This is a genomic window from Polaromonas sp. LjRoot131 (assembly GCF_964252805.1).
In the GTDB taxonomy this organism is placed as follows: Bacteria; Pseudomonadota; Gammaproteobacteria; order Burkholderiales; family Burkholderiaceae_C; genus Polaromonas.
Genome location: NZ_CAXUPF020000002.1, coordinates 22976 through 36892 on the forward strand (window position 1 = coordinate 22976; position 13917 = coordinate 36892).

Annotated in this window: 14 protein-coding genes; 5 read left to right on the forward strand and 9 right to left on the reverse strand. The window is 66.0% G+C overall.

From position 1 onward, the window contains the following. Positions 1-4 precede the first annotated feature (4 nt). The 3 genes from ACSQ27_RS10535 to ACSQ27_RS10545 all read right to left on the reverse strand — a co-directional run bounded on the left by ACSQ27_RS10535 (position 5) and on the right by ACSQ27_RS10545 (position 2094). On the reverse strand, positions 5-1003 hold the full coding sequence (locus ACSQ27_RS10535) for an aldo/keto reductase (RefSeq protein WP_436155457.1): 999 nt from the start codon (positions 1001-1003) through the stop codon (positions 5-7). 49 nt (positions 1004-1052) lie between these two features. Continuing rightward, complete coding sequence (locus ACSQ27_RS10540) at positions 1053-1448, reverse strand: MerR family transcriptional regulator (RefSeq protein WP_436155458.1); 396 nt, start codon at positions 1446-1448, stop codon at positions 1053-1055. A 208-nt stretch (positions 1449-1656) separates the two neighbouring features. Beyond that, complete coding sequence (locus tag ACSQ27_RS10545; RefSeq protein ID WP_436155459.1) at positions 1657-2094, reverse strand: universal stress protein; 438 nt, start codon at positions 2092-2094, stop codon at positions 1657-1659. Positions 2095-2262: 168 nt separating this feature from the next. Between ACSQ27_RS10545 and ACSQ27_RS10550 the strand changes: the two genes are divergently transcribed. Next, positions 2263-2514 (forward strand): hypothetical protein, encoded by a 252-nt coding sequence (locus ACSQ27_RS10550; RefSeq protein WP_436155460.1) that lies wholly within the window; start codon positions 2263-2265, stop codon positions 2512-2514. A 129-nt stretch (positions 2515-2643) separates the two neighbouring features. Further along, the gene (locus ACSQ27_RS10555; RefSeq protein ID WP_436156222.1) at positions 2644-3213 is read left to right on the forward strand and encodes a DUF1439 domain-containing protein; all 570 of its coding nucleotides are present in this window, start codon (positions 2644-2646) and stop codon (positions 3211-3213) included. Between the two features lie 315 nt (positions 3214-3528). On the opposite strand, the gene ACSQ27_RS10560 is transcribed toward ACSQ27_RS10555, so the two are convergent. From ACSQ27_RS10560 to ACSQ27_RS10575, 4 genes are all read right to left on the reverse strand, one after another. Next, the gene (locus ACSQ27_RS10560; RefSeq protein WP_436155461.1) at positions 3529-4227 is read right to left on the reverse strand and encodes a B3/B4 domain-containing protein; all 699 of its coding nucleotides are present in this window, start codon (positions 4225-4227) and stop codon (positions 3529-3531) included. Between the two features lie 68 nt (positions 4228-4295). After that, positions 4296-5171, reverse strand: coding sequence for a helix-turn-helix domain-containing protein (locus ACSQ27_RS10565; protein WP_436155462.1), 876 nt, complete (start codon positions 5169-5171; stop codon positions 4296-4298). A gap of 53 nt (positions 5172-5224) precedes the next feature. Further along, on the reverse strand, positions 5225-6106 hold the full coding sequence (locus tag ACSQ27_RS10570) for an NmrA family NAD(P)-binding protein (RefSeq protein WP_436155463.1): 882 nt from the start codon (positions 6104-6106) through the stop codon (positions 5225-5227). A 114-nt stretch (positions 6107-6220) separates the two neighbouring features. Continuing rightward, a complete protein-coding gene (locus tag ACSQ27_RS10575) occupies positions 6221-6577 on the reverse strand; it encodes a hypothetical protein (protein WP_436155464.1) in 357 nt (118 codons plus the stop codon). A 395-nt stretch (positions 6578-6972) separates the two neighbouring features. Between ACSQ27_RS10575 and ACSQ27_RS10580 the strand changes: the two genes are divergently transcribed. After that, positions 6973-9729 (forward strand): polysaccharide deacetylase family protein, encoded by a 2757-nt coding sequence (locus ACSQ27_RS10580; protein ID WP_436155465.1) that lies wholly within the window; start codon positions 6973-6975, stop codon positions 9727-9729. Between the two features lie 104 nt (positions 9730-9833). Here ACSQ27_RS10580 and ACSQ27_RS10585 read toward each other — a convergent pair whose 3' ends face one another. Further along, complete coding sequence (locus ACSQ27_RS10585) at positions 9834-10343, reverse strand: hypothetical protein (RefSeq protein WP_436155466.1); 510 nt, start codon at positions 10341-10343, stop codon at positions 9834-9836. 205 nt (positions 10344-10548) lie between these two features. Here ACSQ27_RS10585 and ACSQ27_RS10590 point away from each other — a divergent pair, with 205 nt between their 5' ends. Continuing rightward, positions 10549-11733: an NAD(P)/FAD-dependent oxidoreductase gene (locus tag ACSQ27_RS10590; protein WP_436155467.1), complete on the forward strand. Its 1185-nt coding sequence runs from the start codon at positions 10549-10551 to the stop codon at positions 11731-11733. A gap of 7 nt (positions 11734-11740) precedes the next feature. Here the strand turns inward: ACSQ27_RS10590 and ACSQ27_RS10595 are convergent, their stop codons facing one another. Continuing rightward, complete coding sequence (locus tag ACSQ27_RS10595; RefSeq protein ID WP_436155468.1) at positions 11741-12739, reverse strand: SLAC1 anion channel family protein; 999 nt, start codon at positions 12737-12739, stop codon at positions 11741-11743. Between the two features lie 111 nt (positions 12740-12850). Between ACSQ27_RS10595 and ACSQ27_RS10600 the strand changes: the two genes are divergently transcribed. Then, positions 12851-13828, forward strand: coding sequence for a GlxA family transcriptional regulator (locus tag ACSQ27_RS10600; RefSeq protein WP_436155469.1), 978 nt, complete (start codon positions 12851-12853; stop codon positions 13826-13828). The last annotated feature ends 89 nt before the right edge of the window (positions 13829-13917 follow it).

Genomic DNA, 13917 nt, shown 5'->3' on the forward strand with positions numbered 1-13917 from the left:
AGCGTCAGGCATTCACCGTGCCCAGAAAGGATTCCGGGTAGCGCAGGCCGGCGGCGGCGCCGGGCGGGAAGGCCTTGTCGAGCTCTGCCAACTCGGCCGGGCTCAGCACCACATCCAGCGCGCCTATGTTCTGGTCCAGGTAGCTGCGGCGCTTGGTGCCGGGAATCGGGATGATGTCCTCGCCCTGGGCCAGCACCCAGGCCAGCGCCACTTGCGAGGCGGTGACGCCCTTGGCCGCGGCCAGGTCCTTGACGGCATCCACCAGGGCCAGGTTGCGCTGGAAGTTCTCTTCCGCAAAACGCGGTGAGAACTTGCGGCGGTAGTCGTCGGCGGGCAGGTCTTCGGGTTTGCTGAAGGCGCCGGTGAGAAAGCCGCGGCCCAGCGGCGAATAGGGGACCAGGGCCACGCCGTGCTCGCGGCAGGCGGCCAGGGCGCCGGTGGATTCCGGGTCGCGTGTCCACAGCGAATATTCACTCTGCAGCGCGGCGATGGGATGCACCTTGCAGGCGCGCGCGAGGGTGGCGGCCGAGGCCTCGGACAAACCGAGCAAGCGTACCTTGCCGGCTTTCACCAGCTCGGCCATGGCACCCACGGTGTCTTCGATGGGCACGGTCTTGTCGACGCGGTGCTGGTAATAAAGGTCTATCTGCTCAATGCCCAGGCGTTTGAGGCTGGCGTCGCAGCTGGCCTTGACGTAGTCGGGCCGGCCGTTGACGCCGCGGGCTTTTTCGTCGGCGGGGTCGCGGGTGATGCCGAACTTGGTGGCGATGAACACGTCCTTGCGGCGGCCGGCGATGGCCTTGGCGATCAGCAGCTCATTGGTGTGGGGGCCGTAGATGTCGGCGGTGTCGAGGAAGTTGAGGCCCTGGTCGAGTGCATGGTGGAGGGTGGCAATGGATTCGGCGTCGTCGCGGTTCGCATAAAAATCGCTCATGCCCATGCAGCCGAGGCCGATGGCGGAGACTTGCGGGCCGTTGCGGCCCAGGGTGCGGGTTTTGATCATGGTGTGTTGGTCCTTTGAAATGGAGGGGTGAAAGCGGTTCCGGAAGGGCTCAGGCGCGTTTGGGTTCGGTGCGCATCTCTTCATAGCCGCGGATTTTTTTGCGGATGTAGGCCAGGGTTTCGCGCTGGGCGCGTATCTCGGTTTCCAGGCGCTCGGCATGCGCCTCCAGCAGGGTTTGCCGCTCGGCCACGCTGGCGGCGGCATTGCCCTGGCGCAGCAACTGGGCGTAGCGCTGCATGTCGCGCATGGACATGCCGGTGGCGCGCAGGCGCACCAAAAAATCCAGCCAGCGCATGTCGGCCTCGCTGTAGCGGCGCGCGCCGCTGCGCCGGCCTATGGGGGCGATCAGGCCTATCTGCTCGTAATAGCGCAGGGTGTAGGCGCTCAGGCCGGAGGCTTCCGCGGCTTCGGCGATGCTTAAAGAAAGGGTGGGTGCGTCAGACATGTGAGGACTTTAAAACTTCGAGTGCGCTCGAAGTCAAGGGGGATCCTCAGAAAACCCATCTGACCTTATTGCTTTGCCCTACCGGGTTTTCAATCTGCGTTCATCTGCGTCATCTGCGGATACTGAATTTATCCGCAGATGACGCAGATTAGCGCAGATAAATACAGGGAAAGACTTGATGGTCCTCTACCTTGCAAGGCCCGGGCTCTCAGCGGGTGATCACCACCAGCACACTGCAGGGCGCCTGCGCGATCAGCGATTTGGAGACCGAGCCGCGCCACCAGCGGGCGGCCCAGCCTTCGAGGTGCTTGTGGCCGACCACGATCAGGTCGGCGTCCGTCTGTTTGGCATAGCGGGCGATTTCATCGACGGTTTCGCCGTACAGCACTTCGCCGCTGGCCTCGTGGCCGGTTTCGATGAGCCGGCGCAAGCCGTCGTTGAGGATGCCCCTGTAGCGTTCCCTTTCCTGGTCGGCGATGCCTTGTTCGTAGATCACGCCTTCGGCGGCGACCACCTGCCGCTGCAGCGGCGTGACGGCGATCAGCGTCAAGGCGGCCCCGCTCCACTGCGCGATCTCGCGGCAGTCCAGCAGGGCCTTCTGGCCGGATTCGGAGCCGTCGTACGCCAGCAAAATTCGCTTGTACATGGTGCATCTCCCGAATGAAAAGACTGGGCGATTCCAGAATAGGCCCGCCGCGGGAGCCGGTCAAATGATCGCCCCTGCGCCAACGTGGTCGCCGCCCTGGCGGCGGGGAAAAGCACAGGCGACAATCGGGGACTGCACCCGATTCCACAAGATTTAACAAAGCACCTCATGACCCAAGACCCCCAGCGCGAACAGGAACTCAAGAAGATGGAGCTTTGCGACTCCTGCGCGGGCATACAGCGCAACTGGCGCAAGGCGCCGGGCCACCCCGAGCTGGTGCAGGGCGACCCGCGCCATGAAACGCGCCGCCACGGCCTGGTCACCATCACGCGCTACAAATGCGACCGCTGCGGCACGGCCTGGGAATACGAGAACGACAAGACCAACCAGAAGGCCGGCTGGTCGGTGGTGGGGCGCTAAGCAACGGTTTTGTTACGTCCGGGCGCGTGAACTTTACGCGCACTTCCATTGGATGGCGGCATTGGCTGACGCGGGAAACCAATCCCCCGATGCACCATCAAAGCCATGATGATGAACCCACACCCCTTGATGCAACGGCGGCGGCTATTGGCCGCTTCCAGCCGCCTGGCCCTGGGCGGCGCGGCCTGGCTGGCACTGTTCGGCGCGCAGGCCCAACCCAGCTACACCGTCACCACCGCCCAGTTGCAGGAGGCAGTTGCCAAACGCTTTCCGCTGCGCAAACGCGCCCAGGGCATCATGGACCTCACGGTGCAGGCGCCGCGGCTGCGCATGATGCCCGAACAGAACCGGCTGGGCGCCGTGATGGCGGTGGAAGCCGGCGGCCAGGCGCTGCGGCGCGCCTACCCCGGCAGCTTCGACCTGGACTTCGCGCTGCGTTATGAGGCCAGCGACATGACGATACGCGCGCACGAGCTGCGCGTGAACGCACTGCAATTTGAGGGCCTGCCGCCCGAGGCCTCGATGCTGCTGGCCAGCTACGGGCCGCAACTGGCGGAGCAGGCGCTGCAGGGCGCGGTGCTGCACACCCTCACCCAGCAAGACCTGGCGCTGCCCGACAGCATGGGCGTGCAGCCGGGCAGCATCGCCGTGACGGCCAGGGGCCTGGTGATTGGGTTTGTGAACAAGCAGCAGCCTTGAAGGGTCTTGCTCAGGGTGTTTCTCCTTCCCCCGCTGGGGGAAGGTTGGGATGGGGGCCCGCGGCGCTCGAAGCGTCGCCGCGCAGTGTTGAAGGCCGCTAGCCCTCACCCCCGCCCTCTCCCAGAGGGAGAGGGAGTAAGAAGAAGCTGCGCGCTGCAATCTTGTTTCTTGGTTTTGCTCCTTCTCCCGTTTGGGAGAAGGCAGGGATGAGGGCCGACGGCTCTTGATATTTCGCTGCACGTGTTTTGAAGGCCGCTAGCCCTCACCCCCAACCCTCTCCCAGTGGGAGAGGGAGTAGGAAAGAAGCGGCGCGCTTTAAAACTCGAAGCGTGGCGAGGCTCGGCTCAGCAGCTGGGTCCTGGGCTGCGTGGGCCAGGCGGCCGCCAGTGCCTCAGCAAGAGTGCCGACCAGCCGGCCCACGTCTTCAGCGGCCGAGGCGTGCAGCGCTTCGGCCACGATAAGCACAGTGCGCGTGCCGGCGCTGACGGCAGACAGGCCGCTTTGCCGGTGGGTCCAGCGGCGTGCATGGGCCTTGGGCGGTTCGGCGGCATCGGCGAATATCACCTCGCCCGGTTCGGGATGTTCGATCTCTCCACTGAAACTCCGGTAATTTTCAGCGCCGGTGGCGTGGCGCACCTCGAGCTGTTGCGCCACTTTGTCGACGTCGAACACGGCAATCGGGATCGCGAAGGCGAGTGAAACGGCATTGCACAAATCCACCAGCGGATGCAGCGGCGGCAGGGCGTTTTCCTTGCGGAAGCGGCGCAGCAGCGACTCGGATGCGCAGCGGTATTGCGTGGGCTTGAGGCCCATTTTTGAAAACGTGCGGCGCCAGGCCTGCACCTCGGGGAACTCGCCTTCAGGGCCCTGGGCCAGCCGCGATGCGGCAATCGCGTTGAAGCGGGCGACTTGCGGATTGACGTCGGCAGGGGCACTGATGCCGTCGGCATATAGCACGCCGGGCACGAGTTCGGGGTGCTCGGCCCACAAGGCTTCTGAATGGCGAAAGAACATGGGCGGCGCTCCGGGGGTCTGGGTAAAACACCGCAGTCTGCCCTTGCGGCCGGCCCGCGTCTTGAACGTTATTGCAGCGCGCCCTTGGCGGTGTTGCGCGCCGCCGCCTGCTGCCAGGCGCCGGGCGTGAAACCGAACTGGCGTGTGAACAGCCGCGTCATGTGGCTCTGGTCGGCGAAACCGCAGGCGGCGGACGCCTGCGCCAGGCCGGCGCCGCCGCGTATCAGGCCGCGCGCACGCTCGGCGCGCTGCTGCAACAGCCAGGCATGGGGCGTGAGGCCGAAGGATTTTTCAAAATGCCGCAACAGCTGGAATTTGCTGAGGCCGGCTGCGAGCGCCAGCTCGCCCAGCGTGGGCGGCGCGAGCAGGTCGGCAGCCAGGTGATCGCGCACCTGCTGTATCCGCGCGGTGGCGGATGGCGCCGCGGAATGCGTGGCCTTCGGGGCGAGGGCGTGGCGGCCCGGCAGCAGGGCGAAGACCTGCGCGAGTGCCTCGTCGCAGGCGAGCGTGTGAGCGGCGACAACCGGGCCGCGCCCGCCGCTCCGGTGTTGAAGCCGATCCAGCAGCTCATGCAAGGCCAGGCGAAGGCGCGGGTCCTGCGCGACGGGCTGGGTAAGCTCAAGCCCGGCTGCGGAGCCGGGCTCGCCCATCACGGCGGCCATGGCGGCTGGCTCCAGGTACAACATGCGCCAGCGGCGCGAGGGGCTGCCCAGCGGCTGGCCGTCGTGCACCTCGCCGGGGTTGCACATGATCACGTCGCCGGCATAGGCCTCGACCTGGCCGCGGCCGCTGGCGGATTTTTGCGCGCCCCGTTCCATCAGGCCGATGCCGAAGACGGCATGCGAATGGCGGCGGTAGTGGCGGGCGCTCTCAATGTGCGTGCCGTACACGCCGTCCCAGGGCGTGGCCAGGACGCGGCATTGGTGCGGGGGCGAAGCGGGCATGGGTGGATGATGCCAGCCCTTGGGCCGCTGCGCCATGACGCAAGGCCCCGAAGCTAAGCGCCTTGCCGGTCCACCAGCGCCTGCATATAAGCGCGCAGCGTCGTGCGGCCGCGCACCGGGGCATCGGCGGTGTAGGGCCGGTCCCGCGTGAGGCGTGTCATCTCGGCATAAGACTTTGCCGCGGCGGGCGAGAAGCCCAGGGCCTGGAAAGTCGCCACCCATTGCTCGCGGGGCGTGACACGCACCGAGACCGGTTTACCCAGCGCCTCCGAAAAAGCCGCAGCCACGTCGCCGGGGCTGTATTGCTCGGGGCCCTCGGCATAAAAGATGCCGGTTTTTTCGGCCGGCTCCGTCATCAGCCGTGCGGCGAACTCACCCAGGTCTTGCGGTGCGACCATGGGCAGTTTGAAGTCGGCCGGGTACATGGAATCGATCACGCCTTCATCGCGGGCTGTCTTCAGCGACGCATCCCAGTTGCTCATGTAATAAGCCGCACGTATCACGCTGAAAGGAATGGCCTGGGCCTCGAGGGCTTTTTCCATGTCGTAAAGAATGCCCAGGTCGCCCGCGCGCTCGACGGGTTGCGCGCCGTAGGTCGACTCGGCCACGATCTTCTCAAGGCGCGTGCCTTGCAGCGCTTCGATGATGGACTTGGCCGTGGCGCGCTCTTCGGCGTCGGTGTCGGTGGCGGGCGCAGCGGGCGGGTTGAGCAGGAACAGGCGCGTGCCCTGCTGGAAGACCTTGCGCAAGGCCGGTACATCGTGGACGTCAGCCAGCGCCACCTTGGCCCGTTGGGGTACTTCGTGTTTGGCCTTGCCGGCCCTGCCGGACTTATCGGGGTCGTGTGTGACAAGGGTGACGGGTTCGCCCGCGTCGACCAGGCGTTTAACAAGTGCCGAGCCGACGTGCCCGGTTCCACCAAGAATGATGTGCATGGGAATCTCCTGTTTGAAAACTTCCATGCTCGTGGCGGGCGGGGTGGCTCAGTGACAGCCGGTGTAGCCCTGAAAGGTGGGAATGCGCTGACAAGGGCTCTCACAGGAGGCAAATCATTTGTACTTGCTGAACCGCTTTTTCCAGCCGTCGTCACCATGGAGTTCCTTGTGCAACCCGTCGGTTCGATCCGTCGCCAACACCCCGCCGACAGAAAGCTGTACGGCTCCCATGCGCCTGGATTCCCGGTCAACAGAGGCCAGAAAATCGTTCAATCCACCGTCGACGCAGTAAGCGACGAACCGGAGCAGGAACTGCTTTGCTTCTGGCGGCAGATTCTCCAGATCGCGCTGCATGGCTCGGTGGCCGGGTGACTCGAAACGCCCTTCAAGCAAGCCTTCGCATAGTTCAAGGGATACGTCTCTCAGCTTCAACATGAGCAGTTCGCCGAGTGGGTCAAGTTCCTTGTTCATGAGTACCCCTTTTCCTTCATAGCCCCGCAGAGTGCGGACGAGCTTGGGAAGCTGCCGGACAAGACGGCACCTGATTTTGCAAATTATCTTTTGATGACATAAGCTGGCCCGATCATAGGGGGTGGGTGCGCAGGCATAACAACCTGCAAAACACTACGAAGCCCGATGCAATCCCACACCCACCACGATCAGCCCCACACCGGGCATCCCGCCTACTCCCGGCACCTGCCCCCGCACCACCACACTCGGTGGCCTTGCGCGCCGCGCCGCTGCCGCCGCGCTGACACACGCCCGAGCGCGGGCGCAAAGTTATGATCGATCGCTGAGGGAGCGCGCCGCAGGGCGATTGAACCAACACCCGGCGCGGCCGGGCTTGCCATGACAACGACAACACCATGACACCAAAAACAAAACTGGCCCTGGCGGCCGCGGGGACCGTGCTGCTGCTGGCCGTGGGCACGGCCGTCGTGATCGGCCTGGACAGCCGGGCCTGGCGCGGCAAGCAGGACAAGGCGGTGGTTGCCGCGGTGGCCACGGTGACAGCCGAACCGCTGGACACGAGCAAGCTGCTGGCGGGCATGCAGGAGGTGCTGGCCAGCTACCGCAAGATCATCGTGCTGTTCGCCGACGAAAAAGCCCTGGGCGTGAACGAGCGCGCCATGGCCAACCAGGTGGGCCAGGGCCTGTTCCATGAAAACCGTGCGCGCGTGGCCGCGCTGGAAACGCAGATGGCGGCGCTGGCGGCTTCGGGCAACGCGCAGCGTTTTGATGCGGTGGCGGGCCTGCTCGATTACATCGAGAGCGACAAGAACCTCTTTGATGCGGACCGGCTGGCGTTTCGCGAACTGCTGCGCAGCCTGCAGGCCGCGGTGGCGGCGGACTCTTCGCTGCCGGCCATCAAGCTGCACAAGCGCATCGGCGAGGACCTGGACGCGCTGCAGGAAATCGAGCGCAACTACGAAAAAGAAATCCGCCTGGTCTTCGGCCGCTTTGAGCCGCGCGCGATTGAACTGAAACGTGAGCGCTGGGAAGACTATGTGGCTAGCCTCAAGAAGCTGTACACGCGCGCGCAGATCCTGAAGGACTTCGGCGTGGTGATGCCCTACCCGGCGCCCAAGGCGCCGACGCGCAAGGCCAAGGGCGAGGAAGAGGGCGAGGTCTTCGGCTACAGCCTGCCGCCCAAGACCATCGTGCTGACCTTCGACGACGGCCCGCACGGCGTGTACACGGCGGAGATCGCGGCCATCCTCAAGCAGTACGGCGCGCCGGGCATCTTCTTCCAGGTGGGCAGCAACCTGGGCACGGTGGCGGCGGACGGCAAGACCAAGCTGGGCCCGCGCGCCGACGTGAGCCGCAAGCTGCTGGAGGCCGGCCACACGCTGGCCAACCACAGCATGACGCATGCGCAGCTTTCGAAACTCAAGGGCGACGGTTTGAAGTCGGAGGTGATGGGCACTGACGAGCTGCTCAAAGCGGTGGACGCGCGGCGTTCGCCGCTGTTCCGCTTTCCCTACGGCGCGCGCAATGACGAGGGCCTGGACCTGCTGTCGGGCGCACAGCTGCGCTCGGTGATGTGGAACATCGATTCGCTGGACTGGGCCGACCCGGTGCCGAGCTCCATCGTGGAGCGCGTGCTGCGCACGGTGGACAAGGAAGGCCGCGGCATCATCCTGTTCCATGACATCCACGAGCGCACGGTGAAAGCCTTGCCGGCGATCCTGGACCGGCTGTCGGCCGAGGGCTACCAGTTCGCGGGCTGGGACGGCAACGGCTTTAGCGTGGCCAAGGGCGGCAACAACAACGCGGCCACACCCGCGCCCGTGGCGGCCAACCCGGGCTACAGCGATTCATGGGCCATCGTGATCGGCATCGACGACTACGCGAACTGGCCCAAGCTGCAGTACGCGGTGCGCGACGCTCGGGCGATCCGCGAGGCGCTGGTGCAGCGCTTCGGCTTCAGCGCGGAGCACGTGCTGTCGCTGGAGAACCGCGAAGCGACGCGGGCCGGCATCCTCGGCGCGTTTCACGACAAGCTGGCGCGCAGCGGCATGAAAAAGAACGACCGGCTGTTCGTCTTCTTCGCGGGCCACGGCGCGACGCGCCAGCTCAGTTCGGGCCGCGACCTGGGCTACATCGTCCCGGCCGATTCGGACCCGAACAAGCTGGCGACCGACGCGGTGCCGATGACGGAGCTGCAGAACATCGCCGAGAGCCTGACGGCCAAACACGTGCTGTTTGTGATGGACGCCTGCTACAGCGGGCTGGGGCTGACGCGCGGCGCGGGCTCGGGCAACTTCCTGCGCGACAACGCCAAGCGCATGGGCCGGCAGATGCTGACGGCGGGCGGCGCCGACCAGCTGGTGGCCGACGGCGGCCCCAACGGGCATTCGGTGTTCACCTGGACGCTGCTGCAGGCGCTGACGGGCAAGGCCGACCTCAACGGCGACGGCCTGATCACCGCGACCGAGCTGGCCGCCTACGTGGCGCCGGCGGTGGCCTCGGTGTCGCGCCAGACGCCGGCCTTCGGCAGCCTGCCGGGCTCTGAAGGCGGCGACTTTGTGTTCGCGCTGCCGGCCGAGGCGGAGTTTTTGAGCGCGCAGACCAGCCAGCTGCCGCTGGACGCGATCGCGCTGAACAGCAAGCTGGACGCGACACGGCCGCCGGCAGTGGCCGCCGCCCCCACCGCCGCGGGCGACAGCCCGGCCACCTTGCCGGCATCGGCCACGGTGGTGGTGAAGGACCTGCAGGGCGGCGAGCAGAAGATCGTCACGCCTCTGGCCGTGCCGAGTTCGGCGCGGCAGCTGGCGCAGCGCGCCAACGACCGCGGCCTGCAGCTCTACAAGGAAAAGCGTTATGCCGAGGCCGAAGCGCAGTTCACCGAAGCGCTGAAGCTGCGCCCCGACTTCGCGCTGGCCGCGAACAACCTGGGTTTTGTCTACTTCAAGCAGGACAAGTTCAAGGAAGCGGCACGCTGGTTTGAGAACACCGTGAAGATGGACCCGTCGCGCGCGGTCGCCTACCTGAACCTGGGCGATGCCCATGCGAAGGCCGGTGACGCCGAGAAAGCGAAGAAGGCCTTTAGCGCCTACCTGGAGCTGGCGCCCACGGGGCCGGGCGCGGGCCATGCGAAGCAGCAGCTGGAGAAGGGCTGAGAACTGAACTGAGAGCTGACGCAAAACGGGGGGCAGGTTTCAACACCTGCCCCCCGTTTTTTGTGGGGCTCGCCGATCAATGACCGGCGGCCCGTGTTGCGCAATTACTTGCTACCGGCGGCTTTCACGTCGGCCTTGACTTCGGCCTTGGTGGCGTTGGTGTCGAGCTTGGCGTTGGCTTTGTCGGCGTCGGTCTTGACTTTCAGGGAGTCGACCTTGGCGTTGGCGTCAACCTTGGTGGAAGCGGCTTTGGCGTCGGCCTTGGCGCTGGTCTTTTCAGCTTTGGCTTCGGCCTTGGCCTGGTCGCCGGCGTCTGCCTTGGCTGCCTTTGCGGCTTTAGCGTCGGCCTTGGCTTTTGCCTTGGCGGCCTTGGCATCGGCCTTGGCGGCTTTTGCAGCAGCTGCGGCTTCAGCCTTGGCGACCTTGGCGTCGGCCTTGGCATCAACCTTGGCTTCGCTCTTCACGGCGCCGGCGACAGCCTTGTCAGCCTTGGCTTCTGCCTTGACTTCAGCTTTCGTGGGGGCCGAAGTAGCCGGTGCAACGGGTGCGGGGGTTTGTGCGGAAGCGATGCCGACGAACAGGGTGGCGATCAGGGTGGCGAGCAGTTTGTTCATGAGAGAGAGTCCTTTGGAGATGGAAGGTTGAATCGTTGATATCACTAGCCCGTGTTCAACGGCATGGCGGTGCACGCTGTTGACCCGTCACACACACCGTTGCACTTGAGGGCTCGCGCTTTACCTCTTTTGTCGCTGTGCGGCGACAAATGCACGCTGCCTGTAGGATGTGGCGCATCGAGGACGTCAGGGAAAACCGAACGGCATGCATCACTCAACACATTCACAAAAAATCGTCATCGCGGGCGGCGGCGTGATGGGCAGCGCGATCGCCTACTTCCTCGCGCGCCATCCGCGTTTTTCGGGCGAGATCACAGTGCTCGAACGCGACCCGACCTATGCGCAGGCATCGTCGGCGCTGTCGGCGAGTTCGATACGCCAGCAGTTCTCGCAGCCGGTGAACATCGCGGCCTCGCAGTTCGGCATTGAATTCCTTCGCAACATCAAGCAGCACCTGGCCGTGGACGGCGACCTGCCTGAGATCGGACTGGCGGAGCGCGGTTATCTGTACCTGGCGACGCAAGCCGGTGCGGCGACCCTGCGCGAGAACCATGCGACGCAGCGTGCGCTTGGTGTGGAGGTAGCGCTGCTGGAACCCGATGCCTTGCGGCAGCGCTTTCCCTGGCTGAACGTGGACGACCTCGCGCTGGGCTCTTTGGGCCTCAGCGGTGAAGGCTGGTTTGACGGCTATGGTTTGCTGATGGCCTTCAAGCAGAAAGCGCGCAGCCTGGGCGTGCAGTATGTGAAGGCGGAGGCCACGGGCTTTGCGCACAGCGCGGGCCGCGTGAACGCGGTGATTTTGCAAGGCGGCGCGCAGCTGCCCTGCGACTGGGCGGTGAATGCGGCGGGCGCCTGGGCGCGGCCGCTGCTGGTGGGCACGGGCCTGGACTTGCCGGTGTATGGGCGCAGGCGCTGTGTCTATGCGTTTGCCAGCCCCGCGAAGACGCCCGATTGCCCGCTGGTGATAGACACCAGCGGCCTGTGGTTCCGGCCCGAGGGCGAGATCTGGATCTGCGGCTTGCCGCCCGCTGAGGGCCATGACGACAACGATGCACCGCTCGAGGTGGACCATGAGCTCTTCGACCAGGCCTGGCTGACCCTCGCGCACCGTGTGCCGGAGTTTGAGGCACTGCGCCTGCAGCGCGCCTGGGCCGGCTATTACGAATACAACACGCACGACCAGAACGCGCTGCTGGGCCCGCACCCGGCCTTGCCGAATTTATTGCTGGCCAATGGCTTCAGCGGCCACGGCCTGCAGCAGTCGCCGGCCGTGGGGCGCGGCCTCGCGGAGTGGATTTGCGAAGGCCGCTACACCAGCCTGGACTTGTCGCCGCTGTCGGCGCAGCGGCTGCTGCGGGGCGAGCGCCTGGTTGAGAAGAACGTGATCTAGGCTCTGCTTAAGTGGCGAACAGCTTGCCGCTGAACACCCAGTGCAAGGTGCGCACCGTGAGCACGGCCAGGGCCAAGGTCAGCACCGCCAGCAGCACGCCGGCCAACCCGTGCAGCACCGCGCCGCCGTGTGCCTCTGAATAGACGATGGCTGCGCTGGCCAGCGCGGCCATGGGGAAGCTGACGGCCCACCAGCCGGGTGAGAAGGGTACGTCGCGGCGGAAGACCTTGGGCGAGACCACCACGAAGACAAACAGCGCGAAGTAGAACAGCGCACCGGCGAAGCGGTCGACCTGGCCGAAGACGTTGACCCAGGCCAGGAAGCCGACGGCAAAGGGCGCCATCAAAATCATCAGCGAAGGCCGCATGCCCAGGGGCAGCGGCTCGCCGTGGGCCAGGCGGTGGATGATGAGCGTCCACAGCACCAGCGCGACCATGGCGCCGACGGCCATGGCCAGCAGGTTGATTTCACCGGCCCAGGCCATGGGCATGTGGCCGCCGGTGACGCCGATGTCGAGCACGCCGACGCCGGGGATGATCCACACCGGCAGCATGTGGGCGGCGGCCAGCTTTCCCTGCAGCAGGCGGCTGCCGGTCAGCAGGCCGAGGGCAAAGGTCACCACAAGGCCGGCCGTCCACAGGCCTTGCGCGAAGGCCTGGCCGTAGGGCATGAGCACCGAGGACAGCAGCAGCAGGGAAATCGCGAACTGGCCGAAGAAGTTGCCGGAGACGGGGTCGGTGAACTCCTTGCGCACAGCATCGGTATGCAGCGCGAGCTTGGTGAGGTAGCCGGCCGAGTGCGCGATGAAGACGGCCAGCGCGAAAAAGCCCATGGCCTCGCCGACGGCGGCGGGCGCGCCGAAGGCCGGCACGGCGAGCCGCCAGGCCAGCGCCATGCCGGCCAGGCCCATGACGGCGCCGTAGAGGTTGATGGGCAGCTGGCGTATGGAATAGGCGCCCGCGGGAAAAGCCGGGGAGCTTGCGGTGGAGGCGGTGGTCGTGTTCATCAAGGCCTTGGGGTCTGCCGGAGTTGGCTGGATTTGTCGTGTACGCTATTTTCGGCTATGCTGGTTTTTCACAAGGCCGCAAAAGCAGCCGATCCCGCCAAAGAGGCCCCCATGTCCGCCACCTGCCAGGTTTGCATACTCGCCGTCCCGCGCGTCCAGCTGCTGGACGTGATCGGGCCGGCCGACGTTTTCGCGGAGGCCGCGCAGCAGCTGGGCAATCCGCGCGCCTACCGGCTGCAGCTGATAGGCACGCAGGCCGGCGAGCTCAAGGGCAGCAACGGCATGCGCATGGTGGTGGACAGCACCATCCACGACCACCGCGGCCGCATCGACACCCTGCTGGTGGCCGGCAGCCCGCTGCCCGAAGAACTGGCCGGCAAGGCGGAGACCAGCGCCTGGCTGCAACGGCAGGCACGTTCGGTGCGGCGCCTGGGCTCGGTCTGCACGGGCGCTTTTTTGCTGGCGGAAGCGGGCTTGCTGGATGGCAAGCGTGTAGCCACGCACTGGAACTCGACCGAGCGGCTGGCCGCCTGCTTTCCCGCGCTGCGGGTGGAGGCCGATGCGATTTACGTGAGGGACGGCAACACCTACACCTCGGCCGGCGTGACGGCGGGCATGGACCTGGCGCTGCACCTGGTGGAGGAAGACCACGGGCGCGACATCGCGCTGAAGGTGGCACGCAAGATGGTGATGTTCCTGAAGCGGCCCGGCGGGCAGTCGCAGTTCAGCGCGCACCTGGCGGCGCAGACGGCGGACAAGTCGGTGGTGCGCGAGATCCAGGACTATGTGCTGGCCCACCTGGGCGCGGACCTCTCGGTGCCGGCGCTGTGCGAACGCGCCGCGATGAGCGAGCGCAACTTCGCGCGCGTGTTCCGCGCGGCCACCGGCGTGACGCCCGCGGCCTTTGTGGAGGCGGCGCGCATCGACGAAGCGCGGCGGCAGGTGGAGGCCTCGGAAGTGCCGATCAAGAAGCTGGCCGATTCGCTGGGTTATGCCAATGTGGACGGCTTCCGGCGCGCTTTCGCACGGCGCCTGGGCGTGAGCCCCAAGGATTACCGCAGGCGCTTTGCGGGGCTGGGGGCGGCTTGAATGGGTGGCCGGGCTGCCAGTTTGCGTGGGGGAAAGGCCGGGATGAGGCGTATTTGAGGAAATACACCTCATTTTTTGAGCCGTATTTG